Origin of the sequence: Sporosarcina sp. FSL K6-3508, assembly GCF_038615825.1 — a bacterium.
GTDB classification, from domain to species: Bacteria; Bacillota; Bacilli; order Bacillales_A; family Planococcaceae; genus Sporosarcina; species Sporosarcina newyorkensis.
The window spans coordinates 2,951,285-2,972,937 of sequence record NZ_CP152016.1 but is presented as its reverse complement, the minus strand read 5'-3'; the positions used below and the strand labels follow the sequence as shown (position 1 = coordinate 2,972,937).

The 21,653-nt window shown below is 41.3% G+C and carries 21 protein-coding genes; 12 read left to right on the top strand and 9 right to left on the bottom strand.

Annotated features, from left to right (window positions below):
* Window positions 1–51: 51 nt before the first annotated feature.
* On the bottom strand, window positions 52–798 hold the full coding sequence (locus MKX97_RS14805; protein ID WP_009498704.1) for an AAA family ATPase: 747 nt from the start codon (window positions 796–798) through the stop codon (window positions 52–54).
* 109 nt (window positions 799–907) lie between these two features.
* On the opposite strand from MKX97_RS14805, the gene MKX97_RS14800 reads away from it, so the two are divergent.
* From MKX97_RS14800 to MKX97_RS14790, 3 genes are all read left to right on the top strand, one after another.
* A complete protein-coding gene (locus MKX97_RS14800; protein WP_009498703.1) occupies window positions 908–1,618 on the top strand; it encodes an SDR family oxidoreductase in 711 nt (236 codons plus the stop codon).
* A gap of 18 nt (window positions 1,619–1,636) precedes the next feature.
* Entirely contained in the window at window positions 1,637–2,449 is an 813-nt protein-coding gene (locus MKX97_RS14795; RefSeq protein WP_009498702.1) for a Cof-type HAD-IIB family hydrolase, read from the top strand.
* A gap of 172 nt (window positions 2,450–2,621) precedes the next feature.
* Window positions 2,622–3,158 carry an acyl-CoA thioesterase gene (locus tag MKX97_RS14790; RefSeq protein WP_009498701.1) on the top strand — a complete coding sequence of 179 codons (537 nt, stop codon included), beginning with the start codon at window positions 2,622–2,624 and terminating at the stop codon, window positions 3,156–3,158.
* Window positions 3,159–3,319: 161 nt separating this feature from the next.
* Here the strand turns inward: MKX97_RS14790 and MKX97_RS14785 are convergent, their stop codons facing one another.
* Window positions 3,320–3,931: a GntR family transcriptional regulator gene (locus tag MKX97_RS14785; protein ID WP_078818576.1), complete on the bottom strand. Its 612-nt coding sequence runs from the start codon at window positions 3,929–3,931 to the stop codon at window positions 3,320–3,322.
* Between the two features lie 151 nt (window positions 3,932–4,082).
* Between MKX97_RS14785 and garR the strand changes: the two genes are divergently transcribed.
* The 8 genes from garR (at window position 4,083) to MKX97_RS14745 (ending at window position 11,687) form a co-directional block, all read left to right on the top strand.
* On the top strand, window positions 4,083–4,976 hold the full coding sequence (garR, locus tag MKX97_RS14780) for a 2-hydroxy-3-oxopropionate reductase (RefSeq protein ID WP_342536322.1): 894 nt from the start codon (window positions 4,083–4,085) through the stop codon (window positions 4,974–4,976).
* 1 nt (window position 4,977) lies between these two features.
* Entirely contained in the window at window positions 4,978–6,393 is a 1,416-nt protein-coding gene (locus MKX97_RS14775; protein ID WP_342536321.1) for a four-carbon acid sugar kinase family protein, read from the top strand.
* A gap of 9 nt (window positions 6,394–6,402) precedes the next feature.
* Window positions 6,403–7,752: a gluconate:H+ symporter gene (locus MKX97_RS14770; protein ID WP_342536320.1), complete on the top strand. Its 1,350-nt coding sequence runs from the start codon at window positions 6,403–6,405 to the stop codon at window positions 7,750–7,752.
* Between the two features lie 301 nt (window positions 7,753–8,053).
* The gene (locus MKX97_RS14765; RefSeq protein ID WP_139366033.1) at window positions 8,054–8,284 is read left to right on the top strand and encodes a hypothetical protein; all 231 of its coding nucleotides are present in this window, start codon (window positions 8,054–8,056) and stop codon (window positions 8,282–8,284) included.
* A 223-nt stretch (window positions 8,285–8,507) separates the two neighbouring features.
* On the top strand, window positions 8,508–9,239 hold the full coding sequence (locus tag MKX97_RS14760; RefSeq protein WP_342536319.1) for a hypothetical protein: 732 nt from the start codon (window positions 8,508–8,510) through the stop codon (window positions 9,237–9,239).
* Window positions 9,236–9,997, top strand: coding sequence for a hypothetical protein (locus MKX97_RS14755; RefSeq protein WP_078818571.1), 762 nt, complete (start codon window positions 9,236–9,238; stop codon window positions 9,995–9,997). Before MKX97_RS14760 ends, MKX97_RS14755 begins: the two co-directional genes overlap by 4 nt.
* Entirely contained in the window at window positions 9,997–10,848 is an 852-nt protein-coding gene (locus MKX97_RS14750) for a metallophosphoesterase (protein WP_342536318.1), read from the top strand. The genes MKX97_RS14755 and MKX97_RS14750 overlap by 1 nt, the downstream gene beginning before the upstream one ends.
* Window positions 10,849–10,901: 53 nt before the next feature.
* Complete coding sequence (locus MKX97_RS14745; RefSeq protein ID WP_078818569.1) at window positions 10,902–11,687, top strand: ASCH domain-containing protein; 786 nt, start codon at window positions 10,902–10,904, stop codon at window positions 11,685–11,687.
* A 68-nt stretch (window positions 11,688–11,755) separates the two neighbouring features.
* On the opposite strand, the gene MKX97_RS14740 is transcribed toward MKX97_RS14745, so the two are convergent.
* From MKX97_RS14740 to MKX97_RS14710, 7 genes are all read right to left on the bottom strand, one after another.
* Complete coding sequence (locus MKX97_RS14740) at window positions 11,756–12,448, bottom strand: DUF6198 family protein (RefSeq protein ID WP_040760123.1); 693 nt, start codon at window positions 12,446–12,448, stop codon at window positions 11,756–11,758.
* Window positions 12,449–12,621: 173 nt separating this feature from the next.
* Window positions 12,622–12,993 (bottom strand): hypothetical protein, encoded by a 372-nt coding sequence (locus MKX97_RS14735; RefSeq protein WP_009498689.1) that lies wholly within the window; start codon window positions 12,991–12,993, stop codon window positions 12,622–12,624.
* A gap of 263 nt (window positions 12,994–13,256) precedes the next feature.
* Entirely contained in the window at window positions 13,257–14,519 is a 1,263-nt protein-coding gene (locus tag MKX97_RS14730; protein ID WP_342536317.1) for a dihydrolipoamide acetyltransferase family protein, read from the bottom strand.
* 12 nt (window positions 14,520–14,531) lie between these two features.
* On the bottom strand, window positions 14,532–15,587 hold the full coding sequence (locus MKX97_RS14725; RefSeq protein ID WP_078818567.1) for an alpha-ketoacid dehydrogenase subunit beta: 1,056 nt from the start codon (window positions 15,585–15,587) through the stop codon (window positions 14,532–14,534).
* A gap of 18 nt (window positions 15,588–15,605) precedes the next feature.
* Window positions 15,606–16,553 carry a thiamine pyrophosphate-dependent dehydrogenase E1 component subunit alpha gene (locus MKX97_RS14720; protein WP_009498685.1) on the bottom strand — a complete coding sequence of 316 codons (948 nt, stop codon included), beginning with the start codon at window positions 16,551–16,553 and terminating at the stop codon, window positions 15,606–15,608.
* 24 nt (window positions 16,554–16,577) lie between these two features.
* A complete protein-coding gene (gene lpdA / locus MKX97_RS14715; RefSeq protein WP_340760482.1) occupies window positions 16,578–17,930 on the bottom strand; it encodes a dihydrolipoyl dehydrogenase in 1,353 nt (450 codons plus the stop codon).
* A gap of 276 nt (window positions 17,931–18,206) precedes the next feature.
* Window positions 18,207–20,150, bottom strand: a complete 1,944-nt coding sequence (locus MKX97_RS14710) for a sigma-54-dependent Fis family transcriptional regulator (RefSeq protein ID WP_009498683.1) — start codon at window positions 20,148–20,150, stop codon at window positions 18,207–18,209.
* Window positions 20,151–20,368: 218 nt separating this feature from the next.
* Between MKX97_RS14710 and rpoN the strand changes: the two genes are divergently transcribed.
* On the top strand, window positions 20,369–21,649 hold the full coding sequence (rpoN, locus tag MKX97_RS14705; protein WP_342537515.1) for an RNA polymerase factor sigma-54: 1,281 nt from the start codon (window positions 20,369–20,371) through the stop codon (window positions 21,647–21,649).
* Window positions 21,650–21,653: the final 4 nt, after the last annotated feature.

Genomic DNA, 21,653 nt, shown 5'->3' with positions numbered 1-21,653 from the left:
ATTATTTCCCCGGAAATAATCGCTTGTTTTACATATTTCATACGGTAACTGTCATTTTAGCAAATGATGCAACATACGGTCTTTATCATCAAAGAACTGCTTCATGATTCGATAATGGCTAGTTTCTTCAAGAGTCGTTTCCTGAGCACCTTCATCAGTGAATTCTACAATTTTTGCATCGGGGTAGGATAACAGGATAGGTGAGTGTGTGGCGATGATGAATTGGGAGCCTTCTCCGACCAAGTCATGAATTCGACTTAGCATGGAAAGTTGTCGCAACGGTGAAAGTGCAGCTTCCGGCTCGTCCAATAAGTAAATACCATTTCCTCTGAAGCGATGAATGAACGTAGACCAAAAAGATTCGCCGTGAGATTGTTCATGCAAAGATACGCCTCCGTAGCCATCTATAATCCGAGGGCTGTTTCCTGGTGCGTTATCCAATTCTTCAATCGTTGTTGCGAGGTTATAAAACGTTTCGGCACGCAGAAAAAAACCATCAGTTGGACGGATTACGCCTTTAATCAATGTTATATATTCCTCTAATACAGAATGTGAATCATAGGTGGAAAAGTTGAAGTTTAAAGATCCGCCTTCAGGATTAAACCCTGCAGCTACAGCCGCTGCTTCTAGTAACGTTGATTTTCCCATGCCATTCTCTCCGACAAAAAATGTCACGTTCCGATGAAAATCCAGTTCATCCAGCGTCCGAATACTTGGTAAATCAAAAGGATATGAGTTAAACGAGGGAACAATGTCCCGTTTTAACCGCATCGCTTTCATAAATTGTGTATTCAGCATAAATTCACTCCCTATTCTAAAATTTATAATCAGTTGGCAAGCAACTTCAAAGCATATCTACCAGCAAATTGTTAGACTAATTGTAGCATGGCGAAGGGAGAGAGTCTAAATGGCAAAAGATATCCATTCATTAGCAGGTAAAACAGCAATCGTTACAGGAGCGAGTGGAGGGATTGGTGCTGCAATCGCCAAAGAGTTGGCAAAAGAAGGAGCGAATGTAGTATTAGCTGCACGTCGCGAGGAGCAATTGAAAGCTGTGGCGAAAGAGATAAATAGTACGAATCAAGGTCAGGCACTGGCCGTTCCGACAGACATCGCGAATGAATCAGAGGTAAAGGAACTGGCAAAGCGTGCGAACGAAGCATTTGGTTCCATAGATATTTATGTCAATAATGCTGGTCAGATGCTATCTGCTACCGTACGTGACAGAGAAGTAGAGCAATGGGAGCGTATGATTGATGTCAATATTAAGGGTGTGCTGTATGGAATTGACTCTGTTTTGCCAGGCATGGTAGAGCGGTCAAGTGGCCATATTATCAATATTGCATCCGTTTCGGGCTTTGAAGCGACGAAGAAAAGTACTGTATATAGTGCTACGAAATTTGCAGTGAGAGCAATTTCAACAGGGCTTGAAAAAGAACTTGCACGGACAGGAGTACGTGTGACGAATATTTCCCCGGGCATGGTCGATACCCGTCTAAGCTCTAGTATGACGGATAGAAAAAAATTAGAAGCAGAAGATATTGCCAAAGCAGTCGTTTATGCAGTGAAACAACCTGAGTACGTCAATGTGAATGAAATTACTGTTCGGCCTGTATAAGAAAGGAGACAAGTACAAGTGAATAATAAAATTGTGTTTTTTGATTTAGACGGAACTTTGATGAGTCATGATAAAACGATTTTAGACTCAACAAAGGTAGCGTTGAAAGCTTTGCAGAATAAAGGGATACACACGGTCATTTGTACGGGGAGAGCGCCGTTGATGTTCGAATGGCTGCTAGATGAGCTTTCATTTGATTCATATGTATCGATGAATGGGCAGCATGTTGTGTTTGGTGGAAAAGAAATCTTTTCTAACCCGATGAAGCGCGAAGATATGCAGAAGTTGACGGAGCTTGCCAATGAAAAAGGACATGGACTGACATACTCTACATTTGATAATTTTGTCACGAATGCGTCTGAACATCCACTGATCACTGCAGGTACGACTCGATTAAAAATCCCGTACCCTCCAGTAGATAAGGAAATTTGTTCGCATTCCGACATCAACCAAGTTCAGATCTATTGCGAGCCTGAAGAAACTGAGCAGTATATGCAACTATTTAATGATTATTCTTTTGTTCGATGGGATGAATGCTCGGTGGATATGCTCCCAAATGGTGCGTCTAAAGCGATCGGGATTCAAAAAATGCTGGAACATTTGAATATTCCAATCGAGAACAGCTACGCATTTGGCGATGGACTGAATGATATGCAAATGATCGAGACAGTCGGCACAGGCATTGCGATGGAGAATGCGATTCCAGAGCTTAAAGAAGTGGCAGACCACGTGACAGCATCTTGTTCGGAAGACGGAATTTTGAAGGGATTACTTGAAGTCGGTCTGTTAGAAGAAAAAGACGTTCCGTTGTTACAGGGAATTCAGAAATAAGATAAAGCTCCGATACGAACAACTGTAGATGCAAGTAGATTCACAAATCAACCTTGACAATTTTGTGAACATTAGGTATATTTATTTGATACACAAATATAAAAATGTTTATGAATGTATTCTAATTTAGATTTAATAGGTTGGCGTATTTCAAGGGGAGGCTTCATTTGGAATGAAACGTGAAAAGCAGTGCCGGGAATCAAGAGTCGTTCGAACGAGCAGAATCTTTCCCAATGATGTCAACAATCATAATACATTGTTCGGTGGTCGTTTAATGAGTGATATTGATCAAATCGCATCGATTTCAGCAGCTCGGCATAGTAGGGCCGACTGCGTAACGGCCTCCATGGATTCCGTGGATTTTCTGCATCCGATTCGTCCTTCAGATTCCGTTTGTTTTGAATCCTATGTGACGTGGACAGGGAAATCGTCGATGGAGATTTTTGTGAAGGTCATCGCAGAAGACTTGGCAAGTGGTGATTGTAAAATAGCTGCTACCTCTCTATTAACCTTCGTTGCATTGGATGAGGATAAAAAACCATTGGCCGTTCCACAAGTCATCCCAGAGACAGAAGAGGAAAAATACTTGCATGAGACAGCGCCGCAAAGAGCTGAAATTCGTAAAATGAGAAAGCAACAAAGTAAAGACTTAGCAACTGTTTTGACGAATAACTACCCTTGGCATGATCCTGTACAAGTAAAAGTATAACGAAGCTCAGTCAACAATAAATGTTGACTGAGCTTTTTAGTGAGGACGTATAAAATGCTGCACAGCTGTCCACACTATTATCAGATAGGATGTTCTCTAATCAATTTCAGTAGAGGATACCTATCTTTTTTTGTTATAAATGACGTTGAACGAAATGCAATTCACTCCACGATGTTAAGTGTAAACTCCAGATCGGCTTTCAAATGCTCTTCCATTAAACTGCTCGCTAATTCAGGTTTGCGCTGCTCAATTGCATCGCAAATTTTCATATGCTCTTCAAGTAATAATGGGCGTTCATGCACTACTACAGTTTTGCTAAATAGGTAAATAATCGATTGCATTTTATCGACCGTTTCAATCATAATCGGATTTCTGCATTCCTGAACAATCAGATCGTGGAATTCTTTATTAGCTTTCACCGTGCCTTCTGTATTGCTCCTTTGTGCCAAATGGATGCTTGACCGCAATTGAACAATGCGTTTTTCAGACATATACGTGGCAGCCATTTTTGCAGCATGACTTTCAATTAATGTACGCATCTGGAACATATGACGCAAGTCTTTTTCGCTTGGCTTGATCACTTTTTTTCGCTTAATTAAACCTTCCTGTTCTAAACGACGGATCGCTTCTCGAATGGGTGTCCGGCTCACTCCGATTTCTTCAGCCAGTTGGACTTCTACTAATTTCATCCCGCCAGGAAAAGCTCCATTTATAATCTTTTCCCGGATTGTTTCATATGCTATTAGTTGCGCGCTACGTGAAGTGATTTCCATTGTACTTCTCCTCCGTTCGTTACTAAACAGTATACAAGAGAATCTATCAAATTAGGTAACTGTATTCATTGAGTTAAATAATGTATACAAGTCAGAAAACTTATTGTATAATGAAATCGCTAATTGTCAAATAAAGAGGAGGCAACATAAGATGAAGATTGGTTTTATTGGGCTTGGTATCATGGGGCGTCCTATGGTCTTTAATATTATAAAAGCAGGATTTGAAGTGAAGGCATTTGATTTGAATGAAGATGCCAGAAAAGTTGTAGCAAATGCGGGGGCCATGGAAGCGGTTTCACCTGAGATGGCAGCTGAAGGAAGCGATATTGTCATCACAATGCTGCCGAATGCTTTTATCGTCCAAAACGTTTTATTCGGTGAAAATGGAATTGTAAATCATCTTAAGCCTGGATCGATCGTAATCGATATGAGTTCTGTATCGCCGGCAGATTCGATCCTTTGTGCAGAGGAATTAAAAAAAGTGAATGTCCGGTTTATGGACGCACCAGTGAGTGGCGGAGAGCCGAAAGCAATTGATGGAACCCTGTCCATCATGATAGGTGGCGAAGAGCAAGCTTTAAATGAAGCCCTTCCCGTACTCCAAGCTATGGCAGCAGATGTTACGCATGTAGGAGGTCACGGCAGTGGATCGACTGCCAAACTTGCCAATCAAATTTTGGTTAATGTCACGATTGCTGCGATGTCTGAGGCAGTAGTTCTGGCATCGAAATCCGGAGTGGATATCGAAAAAATGTACCAAGCCATCCGAGGCGGATTGGCAGGAAGTACTGTTTTAGACGCGAAAATCCCTTTAGTCTTGGAGCGGAACTTCGTAGCAGGCGGGCGTATCGACATTAATATGAAAGATCTGACGAATGTTGTTCAGGCAGGACATGATATTGGTGTACCAATGCCACTGTCTACGGATGTCTTGGAAATGTTCCATGCATTGAAAATAGATGGCAAAGCAGCAGACGATCATGTGGGTTTGATTCAATACTATGAGAAATTAGCGAATTTTGAAGTGCCAAAGGGAGGTAAATAAAGTGCAACAGCGTATTAAACACCTTCCTGTGTACGGACTGGATTTGGAAACTCTTTGGAAAACAGAACGTTCAACGTTTCAGCAGAAAATTATTGTGCTAGATGATGATCCGACTGGTGTACAAACGGTTCATGGCATTCCGGTATATACCGACTGGTCTGCCGAAACTATCCGTTCCATGTTTGAGGAATCACGTCAGCTAGTATTCCTTTTGACCAATTCCCGAGCATTCTCTGTGGATGAAACGACGAGAGTTCATACGCAAATTGCGGAAAGAATAGCCATCGCTGCGAAAGAAACAGGACAAGACTTTATAATCATCAGTAGGGGTGATTCCACATTGCGTGGGCACTACCCTCTTGAAACCGAAGTTTTGAGAAATGTGATTGAAAAGCAAGATGCGTATAAAGTCGATGGGGAAATCGTTATACCGTTTTTCAAAGAAGGCGGCAGAGAAACGATAGATGATGTGCATTATGTAAAGCAAAACGGGAACTATATACCGGCAGGAGAAACAGAATTTGCAAAGGACCGGATGTTTGGATTTACAAAGAGCGATCTGAAGGAATATATTGCGGAGAAAACAGAGAATCAATTCCCTGCTGACTCGGTATTGTCGATTTCACTTGACGAGCTGCGCGCACTTGATTTTGGTTCGATTGAGTCTAAATTGCATCGTCTGGAAAGTTTCCAAAAGATGATTGTCAATGCGGTATCGGAAGAGGATTTAAAAGTGTTTACGATAGCGTTGATGCGTGTTATCCAGCAAGGAAAACATTTTCTATTCCGTACGGCAGCTTCCTTTACAAAAGTCATCGGTGATATTTCTTCAAAACCATATTTGACCAAAGTGGACTTGATTCAAAAAAATTCAGCAACGGGCGGTTTGATTGTAGTCGGTTCGCATGTGCGGAAAACGACAGATCAACTAAACGCTTTGAAAGCTTTGGATTCGATTGAGTTTATCGAATTTGATTGTCACCTCGTCGTGGATAAAGAACAATTTGAAAAAGAAATTGTACAGATTCAGGAGAGGATCAATGAGAAAATTGGAGAAGGCACGACGGTTTGTGTGTATACATCTCGTAGTCGAATCGATTTAGGTGAAGGGCGGCAGGAAGAGGAGTTGGCTTTATCTGTGAAGATTTCCTCCGCAGTCACACAGTTTGTCGCACACTGCAATCCACAGCCAGCATTTGTCATTGCAAAGGGCGGCATTACGTCAAGTGATGTGGGAACAAAGGGGCTAGCCGTGAAAAAAGCAGAAGTGGCTGGACAAATCGCGCCCGGTATTCCTGTATGGAAAACAGGGGAAGAGAGTCGTTTTCCAAGCATTCCGTATGTCATCTTCCCTGGCAACGTCGGTGAAGTCGATACACTGCGCACAGTTGTAGAGAAATTAGTGAATAAGGATTGAGGTGATGACATGGTAGAAGGTAATATGCTCATTGTCATTTTTCTGCTGTCATTGGCAGCATTATTCTTTATGATATTAAAAATGAATATTGAGCCGTTCGTAACGTTGATTGTTGTAGCCTTTGTTACAGCACTTGTACTTGGATTTCCGTTGGCAGATATTCCGGGCCTCATTACGACGGGGTTTGGTAACACGCTAACTGGAGTCGGAATTTTAATCGGTCTTGGGGTAATTTTTGGCCAGTTCTTAGGTGTATCAGGTGCAATTGAAAAAATTGCGGAAGCTGTGCTGCGAGTGTTTGGGATCAAGCGGTCAGCAGCCGGGCTTTCTTTAACAGGAATTGCCGTTTCGATTCCTGTCTTCTTCGATGCAGCTTTCGTCATTTTGAGTGGACTGGTGAAAAGTTTATCCAGTCGTACAGGAATTTCGATTGTGACATTCGTAACTTCCCTCGGTGTCGGATTGATCGTTTCGCACAGTATGATTGCGCCAACACCTGGACCGCTCGTTGTGGCGGAAAATACGGGCGCAGACTTAGGATTGTTTATTCTTTATGGAATCATTTGCGCAATCCCAGCAGCGATGATCGGCGGCTATTTTTACGGTTCATTTATTGGCAAACGAATTAAGACCATGCCGGAAGAACTTGAGGATGATATTGCCGTTCCTGATAAAGTTGAAGGTCGTAAAGAAATCTCTACAGGTTTATCGTTCTTTATGCTTGGCTTGCCGATTATACTGATACTCCTGAATACAGTCACGGATTTATGGTTGGAAGAAGGGACTGCATCACAAATTCTAGGTTTCATTGGCGACAAAAACGTTGCATTGTTAATCAGTGTGATTGTCGGATTGATCGTGCTGAAACCGTATATACATGTGCCCTATAAAACATTGTATGATGAAGCAATCAATTCTGCAGGAATGATCATCCTTGTCACGGGAGCTGGTGGCGCTTTCGGTGCAGTAATTAATCAAAGCGGCATAGGAGATTATTTGATTGAGACGATGCAAGGTTGGAGTATTCCGGTTCTCATCCTGGCATTCATCTTTTCACAAATTTTACGTGCTTCGCTCGGATCAGCAACTGTCGCGCTCGTCACGACTTCATCCATTCTCGGACCGATGGCCGGAGAACTTGGCGTCTCTCCAATTTTGCTTGGACTTGCAATTTGTGCGGGAGCGATCGGCTTGTCCTTGCCGAATGATTCTGGTTTCTGGGTCGTCAATAAATTTGGTCGTTTGACGATTCCTCAAACAATTCAAGCATGGTCGATTGGTGGATTTATCGCAGGTCTTTCCGCACTTGGCATGGTATATTTATTAAATTTACTAAGCGGGATTTTACCTGGATTATAATGCAAAACCGCAAGTTGCTCATAGATGAGTGGCTTGCGGTTTTCGTCACTCAACGAGGTGGCGCGCTCATACGACTTCGATTTGCGCTTATAACTTCGCCATCGCGGCTCATAAACACATCTTCTTGTGTAGAAAAATATTTCCGCCTTCCAAATTAACAGAGAAAAAAATGCATTACTCATCGCAGTTAATTTTATATAGCTAAAATGTTTAACTATTCTTTTTACTGGGAATAGTTATGTGTGGTTTGTTAAAAGCTTCATTAATAAATCATATAGATCTACGAAAGGGATTGATAGAGTTGAAAAAAACAGGTCGATTTGCAGCAGCGTTACTAATGGCGGGTGTTTTAGCTATTGGTGCTAACCCTTCTATAAATACTGCGGAGGCAGCATCTACCAGTCAGACTATAGGTTCAACTTCCTTAGGAAGTAAGTGGCAAAGCGGGGAAGTTGGATTCGAAGCGGGCTGCGCGTTATCCGAGTGGCTTGGTTGGTTTGAATGTCATCCTTCACAAGTGTCTTGGAAGTAATATCGTTTAAGAGGGTATAAATTATTGAAAGTTACTATACTATGTTTGAATTTACGAGACATTTTTAAGGAACGATTTAAAGATCGACTAATAAAACAAGTGATGAGACCAATTGGTGCTCATCACTTGTTTTTTATTTTTCTGTTAAGAAGATGCAACTAATAGACACACAGTCTATAATTAAATTAGATGTTGTTTTCTGATTTCCGTTAAGGGAGAAGGGGTGTCCGCCATCGAAGTTTTATTTGACTTTAATCTGATTCCTATCATATTCACTCTACTATCTTGGATAGCATTGGGGTATATTGCTTTCAAACTCTATACGAAGCAGAAAGTCAAACTAAAATTATGGAAAGTCCTGGTCACCATAATTGTAGGTCTGTTTTCTTTCTCTATTAATGTATATTGGTTTGATCTGCTGCTAAGATTGGCGATTTTACCGCTTGGAGTATGGTTTCTCTATTTCATTTTGAAAAGTAAGGAAAACCGATGGGAGCGTTATCGATCGTTTGTCTGGCTTGGCTTTTGGTCAAATTATATTTTCCTAGCATTTGCTCTGCTATCCGTTCCTTTCCAACAATGGTTTTATCCGAAAGACCAGTTATCGACCTATCTTTCTCAGGTGGAAAACCCAGAACTTATCTCTATTCATCCTGCCGCAAAAGATCATCAGGTATTTCAGACAGAAAAATATTTTGACCAACTGGACACTATGAAAAAGGATAGGGTTTTTAATGATGAGTGGTATACGGAATACTATTTGGAAACAGAACCTGCTGAACGGAATGAACGTTTCCCTTATCAGCTGACAGGCACTGGATCAAAATGGGGAAATGGTTTGCATTCTATGATCTATGTCGAAGAGGACGGTAAAGGAATTTTAGTGACGACTTCAGATCGGCAGCTATATTTTCGCACAGATGCATCGCTGATAGATGAGGGAGGGAGCCAATGAAGAAACAATCGTGGATTTTGACCGGTATCGTGCTCCTTGGTGTGGTAATTGGCTTAGCTGGTTGGTTTTATTTATCGGAACCAGTCTCTTTTCCAACTGATGCGCAATTGATGAATGAAATTCATGAGATGTTTCCCGAAGCGGCTGTTGACGTGATTCAAGATATAATTCATGCAGATGAACGTCATACAGTGGTCCCTTTCATTTCTGAACGCCAAGAATACGGTCTGAGCTATTGGATTTGGAAGAACCGTAAATGGCAGGTGGCACATATTGATATGAACGGCGAACCTAGAGTGTGGAAGGTTGACCAGCAAGATCCATCTTCTTATCATTTTGTATGGAATATATCTCCTGCGGATCAACTAAGTACTCTCCAATTATATATGATTCGGGAGAGAGGACAGCGAATCTCAGAAGAAGTAGTAGAAGAAGAAACATATTATCCAAGGGTGCAAATGGAGTGGGTCACCTCTCTCAAGGACAGTTCATATGGCGTGATGCCGTTGCCTGAAGATGGAGTGCAGATTTTGGATTCTTTTTTAAAAACTAAAGCAAAACATCAGCCTGAGTTGTTCTTTGAGAATTTCTCACCAACACAAGAGATACATTTCAGTTGGATTGCAAAGGATCAGTCAGGGAACGAAGCATATCCAGAGAGTTCAGTAAATGGCGATAGCTATAGTGTCAGTAATATCTCGGTAGATTATATGATGATTTTTAGTGAAGAACAGTTAGAGTTGCCGGATAGGAAGTGATGAACCGGATGTCGAAGAAGTTTTTATATGTAGTAGTGACTCTTGCAGCATTGGGATCTTTCATTTATTTTCAAAATAATGCAATCGATATAACTCGCACTACAATTCGTTCGACAAACATCCCAGCTGGCTTTGATCAATTCAAAATTGTGCAGTTGTCTGATTTGCATAATAAGAGTTTTGGGGAAGAACAGCGTGCTTTGGTGCGTAAAGTCAGCGGCTTGGAACCAGACATCATTGTATTTACGGGCGATTTGATCGATTCAAAGAAAAAGGGCGACAAAGCTAGCCTTATTTTGATGGAGGAATTGGTTCAAATTGCGCCTGTTTATTTTGTCTCGGGAAATCATGAATGGTGGTCGGGAACGTTCAGTTCACTGGAGAGTTCTTTACATGATATAGGAGTACAAGTCATGAGAAACACACATGTTACCTTGGTTAAAGGTAATGAAGAGATACATCTTGTTGGGATTGATGATCCGGCGTACGAAAATGAAAGCCGATCAGAAAGAGATACATCAGAGGAGGACATTTTGAGATCGACCGAAGGGCTTGAAAAAGAAAATACTACTATCCTTTTATCGCATAGGCCCGAAATGTTTTCGCTCTACGCAGAGCATGAATTTGATATAGTTTTTGCCGGTCATGCGCATGGGGGACAGTTCAGAATGCCGTTTATTGGCGGTCTAGTAGCACCGAATCAAGGGTTTTTACCGAAGTATACAGCTGGTAAATATACATTGGATCATACGGTCATGGTGGTGAGCAGAGGACTTGGGAATAGTATTATTCCATTAAGGGTTTTCAATCGACCGGAGATTGTTGCAGTCACATTGGAAGAGACAGATTGAGAAATAAATAACTAGAGAAACAGCTGAGGGGCATAACTGAGGAGGAGAGCAAATTGACTATTAAGACGATAACACCGGAAGATTTATTTATGAAAATGAATTCTAACGAAGAGATTGTGCTTGTAGATGTACGAGCTGAAGACAAATACAATGACTTTCATATTGAAGGGTCTAGCGTAGAGGATTTGAATGTGCCAAAAACAGAGATATTCAAGTTGGTAGACGAGAAAGATCGACTCATTCCTATGTTACCGATGAATAAAGAATTGACCATCACGTGCACAACGGGGAATTCCGCTACGAAGTGCGCGAACATACTCTCCGAACGAGCTTATACCGTTGTCGTATTGGAAGGAGGAATCACCGCGTGGAAAGAATATAAGAGCAAGAATTCGACCAATCGTATGTGGGAAGAGTATATAAAGGGTAACCCGCATGCACCTGAAAGTTACGAAGCATGGGCTTTCGGCGATTCAAAAGAAATGGCAGATGAACTTGCCAATCTGGTTATAGAAGGAAAGAAAACAGCGACAGCCTCCAATTACACAATTTATGAATTAGAAAACGAGCCGTTACCGCAAGTGGGCCTACACAATATTATTCTCGATGGTGATGGGGAAGCGGTAGCGATAGTGGAAACGACAGAAGTGGAAGTTGTTCCTTTTGACGAAGTAACGGTAGAACACGCTTATTTGGAAGGCGAAGGTGATCGTTCGTTAAGCTACTGGCGTGACGTTCATGAAACTTTCTTTAGCAAAGAATTTGAAAGTCTTGATAAAGAGTTCACATATAAAATGCCGGTGGTTTGCGAAAAGTTTAGGCTGCTTTATAAGAAATAAATGATTTATCTAAATAGAAATACTTTGCAAAAAAGTCAGCCGTTCGCAACCGGCTGACTTTCACTACATCACAATTTTGATTTTATGGGCTTCATTGGGACCCCGTCTTCGTGATTTACCTCTTTTACACCTCGATAGATCCACTTATGTAACGGCTGTTTAAAACGCGGCATCATAAAACCAAGAATTTTTCCGATATAGTACGCAGCAAGAATTGTTCCGATACCAATTGAGCCGAGTGATTGAATAAAGACTAAACAAACTGCACCTGCGATCCCTACGTTAAGCAAGTCACTCGTAATTTTTGCTTTGCTGAATTTTAAATCGAATCGCTCACTAATTACATATGTCAAAGCATCATAAGGCATCAACGGAAGTTTGGCCGTGAAATAGGCTACTAGACCTGCTGAAATGATGAATAGACTGATCACTAGAAAAGCAAATCTTGTCAGAAGAATTTCAGGGTTAGGAAGCAGCTGAACAAGGAGTAGTGTCGCATCCATAAAAAATCCGAATAAAAGTGCGACTAATAGCTGTAAGAACAATTCACGTAATTCAATTCGTTTCTTTAAAATTACCTGGAGTGCGACGAATAAAATGTTCGCGAGGATGGTAGTGATACCAATGGATAGGCCGGCTGTCAGAGACAAAGCATAAGCCAGCGAAGACACAGGGGAAACGCCGAGATTTGCCTGAATGGAGAAACTAACGCCTAACGATAATAAAAATAAGCCGATTATATATAGTATTACACGTTTCATGATGGTTTTCATAAACTTTGAAGGACCTCTGCTTTCTAGAAATGTCTATGTTTAATCATAACATGTTAATTTGGATATGTATTAAACCTGATACGCTAGAAAACCTTCACTTCTATAAGTAGGGGATGGACTGCAATGGCTTACATCATGCAGTCCAAAAAACAACAGTTACTTCACCAACCAATTTTAATCGTCAACACACAGCATGTTCCGTTTTGGTCCCGATATTTCAGTTGAATACCTTCTGGGGTGTAGTGGGTTTCAACGATAGCCGTTTCATCAATGGATGCAATCAGCTGGTTTACTTTATTCTGATTGGATTGTTGTGCGGCCTGCATAAGTTCCCGTGAGAATTGGGGCGATTGTTCGATCTTACCGACTAATAAAGTTGCCTGTTTCATGAGTAGATGGAATTCCTGAGCTGAGGATTGAAATTTTTTCGTATCGACAGGTGGGTAGCCGCTAGTGTCATTGACGGCTTGTGCTTGAGTGGAGAATGGCCAGACAGGATAATAAGGTGAATGGAAGTAAGGGAAACGATGCACTGAAACTCCTCCTTTTTATAAAATTCGGTATGGTATATTATGAAGCTTATCGTAAATACGTGTTAAGTGTCGGTATGGTAGACCCATTTGAAATACGAGAATGCATAATACATAACGAAAAATTAAGGAGCTGTCGTAGAATAGCAAACGTGGACTTAGTGGTGTTTTATTATAGTGCGACCGATACACAAACTACCTTTTCTTCGTGGGTTAAACAGAGCAAAGTTGCAAGGAAGAATGCCTTTCCTTGCAACTTTTGCGTATTACAGTACTAGTAAATAAGGTGTTTCAATATATTTTACTAAAATGGATAAGAACTCGGCAGCTTTAGCTCCATCAATGATTTGATGGTCAAACGTAATGCTAAGTGGAATCTTTTTGATGGCTTTTACTGTTCCGTCTTCACTTAAAATCAACTCTTCTTGCAGAGCCCCAATTCCCAAAATTCCTGTTTCGGTTGGATTCAGTATTGGTGTGAAATATTCGATACCACTTGCACCTAAATTGGTGATAGTGAATGTGGAACCAGAGAGAAGAGCTTGATCCGCTTCACCGATTCGGGCTCTTTCAGTTACATCTTTTAACGCGTTCGCGAGTGTTCCAATGGTCTTTTGATGTGCATTTTTAATGACAGGCACTAGTAAACCGTTATCTAGGGAAGTCGCGATGCCTAAGTGTACTTCATCAAATTCTACTAACTGTCCATCAAAATATGTGGAGTTCATGGCCTTTAGCTCTTGTAAAGCCAAGATAGCAGCTCGAGCTAATAAAACAGTTAAACTTAATTTCACTTCGGAATTATTGGCGTTCAGTTCATTGCGCAATGTCTGTTGGAATTCAATTAGCTGATCGATACCTGCTTTGCGATGTAAAGTGAGTTGGGCTGTTTGTGCCAAACTTTCACGCATATTTCTCGCAATCGCTTTTCGCATGGGAGAGAGCCCTTCGCCGACAGAAGCAGTTGGTGCTGAAACGGTTGCTGCGGCTTGTTTGGCAGCGAGCTCATGTGCAGGTTCAGTCTGTCTATCACTACTTGCCAACACTTTATCGATATCGCGCTTTGTTATACGCCCTTTGCCGCCAGAGCCTGTCACAGATTGGATATCGATATCATTGTCGACAGCCATACGTCTCGCTAACGGGGTAATGAAGATCCGATCTGACTTTTGATGTTTTGTTACTCCTTGCTGTGCAGGTATGTCTGATGGTGAATGTGGTTTTTCGAAATTCATTACATCTACACTGACAGGGTTAGTATCCTTTTTATCAGCTGAGGAAGGCTTTTCTCCTTCTTCGCCAATAATCGCAAGGGCGTCTCCCACTTTCAGTTCATCTTCCACGTCACCGAACTTCTCCAATAGAATACCGGTGTTTGGAGCTTCTACATCTTGATTTAGTTTTTCAGAGCTAATCATTAAAACAGGTTCACCTTTTTCAACTGTGTCACCTATTTCTTTATACCATTCAGTAATGGTGCCTTCTGTCATAGTCATACCTAGTTTCGGCATTACAATTGTTTCGCTCATTTATTTCACCTCCTACATTGTATGAGATTTCTTTAAGTCTTCAATGATTTCATCAGCTACATGCAATACCTTATTGGCATCTGGTATATATGCTTTTTCCAGATTAGCGGCAAATGGAACAGGTGTATTTGGTGCACAAACTGTTTTAATTGGACCGTCTAGATAGTCGAATGCCTTATCTGCTACAACAGATGCGATGTCTGTCGCTGTATTGTTGTGCGGGTTGGATTCGTCTATAACAATTAGGCGGCCTGTTTTTTTCACAGACTCAATAACTGTTTCCTGATCCCATGGTGCAATCGTTCGTAAATCGATTACTTCTACCTCGACACCATCGGGATTCAGTCGCTCTGCTACTTCTTGAGCGACCTGCACCATTTTACCTATCGCCACAATTGTCAGGTCACTTCCTTCACGTACTACATTCGCCTTGCCGATTTCAATTGTATAATAGTCTTCCGGCACATCTCCTTTGATGCCATAAAGCATTTTGTCCTCCGAAAAGACGACCAAGTTATCGTCTTCGATTGCTGCTAGCATGAGCCCTTTTGCGTCATAAGGATTGGAAGGAACGACCACTTTTACACCGGGAATTGCACCGAACAATCCATACAATGTTTGGGAGTGTTGAGCAGCAGCTCCTGCGCCTGCCCCATGGACCGTGCGTACGGTAAGTGGGATTTTTGCCTTTCCGCCAAACATATAGCGCATTTTTGCTCCTTGGTTCAAGATAGGATCTAGTGCAAAACCAACAAAGTCATTGAACATCAATTCTGCGATTGGGCGTAAGCCGGTTGCTGCTGCGCCGACAGCTGCGCTGAAGTAGCCGTGTTCTGCAATCGGTGTGTCAATGACGCGTCTTCTGCCAAATTCAGTAACAAGCCCTTTGGATAAACCGAACACCCCACCAAATGCATCGTCATATCTTCCGTCATCTTGGACTAAATGATCAACTTCTGCCCCGCCTGCTACATCTGTACCAATTAGAATAACAGATTCGTCTTTACGCATGGATTGCGCCATTGCTTCATTGATTGCTGTCATAAAAGTGACTTTTCTTTCCGTCATCGTCAGTTCCCCCTTTTCTTATGCAAAAATATCCGTGTAAAGTGTGGATTCATCTGGAAGTGGACTAGCTTCTGCAAAAGCTACTGCATCCTCAACTGTCTTCTTCGCGTTTGATTCAATTTCGTCCGCTTGTTCTGAAGTCATCCATTTATTCTTGGTAGCTTTTTCACGGAATTCCGTAATTGGATCACGGTCCCTGTTTGGATCTTGGTCGGTTTTATATTTTTGTTCATCTCCTTCAAAATGTCCGAAATGTCGGTACGTATCACATTCAATTAAAGTAGGGCCTTCTCCGGCCTTAGCTCGTTTAATAGCTTTCTCAGTAGCCTCGTAAACGGCTTCCACGTCCATTCCGTCTACCCGAACGCCAGGCATATTATAGGCAGGTGCGCGTTCCGCTACGGTTTCAGATGCTGAAGCATAACGGAAAGGAGTGCCTTCCCCGAATTGGTTATTTTCACAGACAAAAATTACTGGTAAGTCCAAGATTGACGCTAAATTAAGCCCCTCGTGGAATGTCCCTTCATTGGAAGCCCCATCTCCGAAGAAACAGACTGCTACATGACTTTGCCCAAGCGTTTTAATGGTTAATGCGGCTCCTGCTGCTAACCCGAACCCACCGCCAACTATCCCGTTGGCGCCGAGCATTCCCCGGTCTATATCTGCAACGTGCATGGAACCGCCTTTTCCGCCGCCCAAGCCATCTTTTTTGCCCATTATTTCAGCCATCATACCTTTAATATCGCAGCCTTTTGCAATGGCATGTCCGTGTCCGCGGTGTGTACTCGTAATATAATCTTCGTCATCCAGTAGTGCCATCACGCCAGTAGCGACGGCTTCTTCTCCAGCGTATAAGTGAACAAATCCAGGGATTAGACCTTTTCCGAATATGTGATGCACTTCCTCCTCAAAAAAACGAATTTCATTCATCTTTTGATAAATCCATAATGCTGTTTGCTGATCCATAATAAATTCCTCCTTTATGACATTCTATTTATGAATAGCTAGACCGAAAAATGCGTTAGCACTTTCCCCGATTGCTTCTGAGACAGTAGGGTGCGCCTGAACAAAATTGGCCAGCTCAAACATCGTACCTTCTGCATGTTTAACTGCTGACAATTCCTGAATTAACTCTGTCGCATTCGGAGCAACAATCACTGCTCCAAGAATTTCTCCGTATGTTGTGTCGGCAATAATTTTGACAAAGCCTTCTGTCTCGTCCATGGCAAGTGCTTTTCCATTTCCAGATAGGGGAGTGAGGGTCGTCCGTACTTGATAACCACTCTCTGAAGCTTCGTGTTCACTAAGACCGAATGAAGCAATTTCCGGATGTGTATAGACACATCGTGGAATGGAAGAGGAGTCCAGTGGTAAAACTTCTTCTCCTAGGATTGCTTGAACGGCCGTCAAACCTTCCGCGCTCGCTACATGTGCCAGTTGATAACCCTCTACAATATCGCCAATCGCGTAAATATGTTTTGTACTCGTCTCATAATGATCGTTGACTGCAATATAGCGATCCGAATCAGCAAGCTGTAAATCTAGTTGATTAGCTATTTCTAGGTTAGGAGTTCTACCTGTTGCAACAAGCAGTTGGTCATAAGGATAGATTGTATCTTTAACTATTACACTGTCTTTTGTGACGCTCTTGATCTCCGCGCTTGTTACAACAAGTACACCTAATCTATTCAAGCGTTGTAAGATAATTTTTCTTGCATCCTCGTCCTCTGACAATAAAATCTTGTCTGCTACTTCAATAACAGTGACAGATGTACCAAGCGGTGCCATGGCAAAGGCGAGCTCGATGGCAATGACACCACCGCCAATGATTACAAGTGTACTGGGTAACTTCCGAAGTTCGAAAAAAGTGTCTGTTGTTAAATAGTCCACTTGATCAAGTCCGGGAATTGACGGGACAAATGGTTTACTTCCAGTCGCTAAAATTACATCTTGGGCTTTGAAGTGTTTATCCTTCACTGTAACGACTCGATCAGTAGTGACTGTAGCAATCCCTTGAAATAATGAAATTTGATTTTTTTTTACTAAGTACTGAATTCCCTGTGCTAACGTGTCAATCACTTGATTTTTCCGGTCCATTAATTTGGGGAAATCAATCGACATAGATCCTGTCTGGATACCCCAATCATTTGCCTTGTGGATGACTTGTATCATTTCACTATGTTGCAAAAGAGTTTTGGAAGGAATACAGCCAACGTGTAGACAAGTGCCGCCAAGTTTACCTTTTTCTATGAGAGCTATTTTTTTTCCCGATTGGGCCGCACGAATTGCTGCGACATAGCCGCCGGGACCTGCCCCAATTACAGCTAAATCAAATGTTTCCATAACTTTCTATCACCTGCTTTCATGAAAATAAAATGAACTTTTAAAGAAATAATAAATTAGCTCTTTTGATGATGCATTATTATATATTGCAAGAAGCATGCCGAAAAAACGAAAATTTTTAAGAGACTATGATACTGTGGGTTTTATTCAATATATCAACTAAATTCGGATTAAATGGAGGGATCCAGAGTGTCTCAGTGAGACAGAAAAGTGCCTCACTGTAGCAAAAAACCTCTAACAGATCAACAGGAGGCTGTTGATCCATTAGAGGACGGGTTATCGTGCGGTAATATTAAATTGCTTCATTCGTCGGTACATAGTTGCGCGTGAGACACCGAGACGTTTGGCAGCATGGGTAACTACTCCATTTTCAGCTTGTAAGGATTCGAGTAACTGCTCTTTGTCAGTTTGCTTTAAGTTTGAAGTTAGTTCTAAAGGTAGATGCGCAGGAGTAAGCATTTCACCTTCCAGATTAAATAACGCTTGCTGAATCACGTTTCTTAATTCGCGGATATTGCCAGGCCAGTGGTAATCAATGAGACATTGTACTGTCTCTGCCGTGATTTGTACATGTTGTTTTCCAAATTGATTGCTTAGTTCATTGATGAAACGATGAGATAATTCAGAGATATCTGATGTTCTCTCCCGAAGTGGAGGTAACGTTAATTGAATAATTTTTAGACGATACAATAGGTCTTCACGAAAAAGGCCATCTGTGACAGATTGTGATAAGTCACGGTGCGTGGCGGCGATGATACGGACATCAATTGGAATGGGCTTCGCACTACCGATCCTTGTCACTTCACGTTCCTCAAGAATGCGTAGCAAATGAACTTGAAGATCAAGGGGCATGTCACCAATTTCGTCCAAGAAAACGGTGCCGCCCTGTGCCATTTCAAATTTCCCTGGGCTTCCCTTTGCTCTGGCACCGGTGAACGCACCAGCTTCGTATCCCGATAATTCACTTTCTAGTAATCCTTTTGGAATGGCTCCACAATTGATTGCGATAAAAGGATGATCTCTTCTTTCGCTTGCTTGATGGATGGATTGTGCGAATACTTCCTTTCCTGTACCAGTCTCTCCTGAAAGGAAAATTGTCGCATCAATAGCAGCCGCCTTTTTTGCTTGTTTTATGACATAAGAAAAACTAGTAGATGAACCAGTTATATTTAGAAATGGGTCAGATTTCTTATTTGTAGTTTTCTTTAAAGCAGGTTTATGCTCATGTTTTGAAAAGGATTTAGTTTTCCTTAAAGTGATAATGGCACCTAAGTATATATCTTGGAATGAAAGCGGCTGGATGGAGCAACGAAAAATTTGTTTTGAATGTTTGATCTTCACTTCTTCATTCAGGATATTCTGTCCGTTCATGGTGTGGATTAAAAGTTCTTCCAATCCAATAAGGGATTGAATTTGTGAAACCTGAGAAATAATTGGATTGGTCATCGCAATTATATTTCTTTCTATAATATTTTTTCCGCTATCCACCACCAAAATAGCCTCGTCAGCCACTTCTATCGTATTTTTCAAAAATAGATTGTCACGTACTGCACTTTCATATACTTGTCCCATAATTGAATTTGATACATTTTGAGTCTCTGCGATAATTAGCTTAAATGTATGGGGATGGAGATTCGGATTAGAACCTGCAATGTTGACGATTCCCAATAGCTCTTTTGTAAAAGGAGCAATAATTGGTGTAGCCGCACAATACCAATCATGATTTTTTTCACAGAAGTGCTCGGAAAATAGTACTTGAGCGGATTGTTTAGTTTTCAAAGTGACTCCAACGGCATTCGTACCGGCTGATTTCTCACTCCATGTACCGCCATCCGAGATGTTAAGCGCCTCAGCTCGCTTTAGTGTTTGTCTGTTTCCGCAGGAATACAAAATAGTTCCTTGGCGGTCGGTAATGGATAACATAGTTTGTGACTCATTTAATAACTCTAAAATATGTGTGGTTTTTGGGGTTGCATACGACAATAATTGTTCATTTTGTTGTAAGCGATTGCCTAAATCGTGGTGGGTCACAACTTCTTGTATTTTTGATTGAAGAGGATTTACACCAAGACTCTTGGAATTCTCCCAGGATTCATAAATTTCGTGACGAATAGAATCATTTGAATGTATTCCATGATCTTGATACTGTTTCCAGGCTGCTTTAGCTGACAGATTAAATTCATAAGGTTTAAGAATTGCTTTTTTAAGTAAAGGATTCATATCCAAGCCTCCAAACCGTTAATATGCTAAATATAAGACTACCGAATATTTAGACTATAGCATACAAGGTAGATTGGATGCGATAGATAAGACAATCTAGGAGAAATTCTCTATCGAAAAGTTTGAGCGACATGTTATGATAGAGTCAGACAAATGAAAGCGCATTCAACTTTGAAGTTATTGTGTGGATAAATCTTAAGGAGGAATGGGTTTTGGAAATGGTTTTACAGCAAAAACAGGATTTGCATTTGCGTATGACGACAGAATTGCGACAAGCCATTGAGTTATTACAATTATCCACTTATGATTTAGAACAATATATAAGAGAACAAGAATTAGAAAATCCACTGATTGAGTTAAAAGAATCCGATAGAAATGAATCCTTTCAGGAAAGAATCTCTACTAAGAGTTCTGGAAATGGAGCAGAACAACAGGATTGGGTAAAGCAGCAAGAAGAGAGTAAACGTGATCAACTGATCAAGCAAGTGAATGTAAGTTTCCCAGATAGTGAGACAAGACAATTGTTAAAGGCTATCATTCACAACTTGGATGATAATGGGTACTTGTCTACAGACATGCAATTTATGGACCCTTCTCGCATAGAATTGGGAATCGAGCTTTTACAACAAATCGGACCTCCGGGTATTGGCGCAAGGAATTTACAGGAATGTCTATTGCTGCAGGTTAGGAGAAGTGATATATATCCCGAATTAGTCGAGACTTTTATTGGTGATCATCTAACGCTGATTGCGGAACGAAAGTGGGAGAAAATCGCGAAGAGTATGGGGATTTCCTTACTGCAGGTAAATGAATTGCATGACTATGTCCTAACATTGAATCCTCGGCCGTGTCCAGAACTTTCACTAGTGACTACCGAATTTATGATACCGGATATCGTTGTAGAAGAGACAGAAGGAAAGCTGTCATTCCATTTAAATGATCGAGGATTGCCGAAGATTGGTTTGCAACGAGAATACGTATCGTCTTTGCAAGGAAAATCAGAGCTCTCTTCATATTTAAGCGAATACCATAAAAAAGCACAATGGCTATTGTCGAGTATCGAGCAGCGACGTCATACGATTATTCGAATTGTAACGGAAATGCTGAAAAAACAGGAATCTTTTTTTAAGGAAGGTTTTGCGGCGTTGCAGCCGATGACGTTAAAAGACATAGCCGACAGCATCGAGATGCATGAATCTACAGTGAGTCGGGCAGTGTCAAATAAAGTAATGCAAACTCCGGTTGGTTCCTTCGAAATGCGTTCTTTATTCACTTCCAAATTATCCGGTCAAGACGGTGATAGTATCTCCCAATCGGCGGTCAAATCTTTGTTACAAACTTTAATCGCAAAAGAAGACAAACGAAAACCGTTATCCGATCAAAAAATTGCGGATTACTTTATAAAAGAACGAGGAATTACGGTATCGAGAAGAACGATCAGTAAGTATCGAGAAGAACTGCAGATCCCTTCATCAAGCAAGCGGAAAGGGATTTTATGAAAAA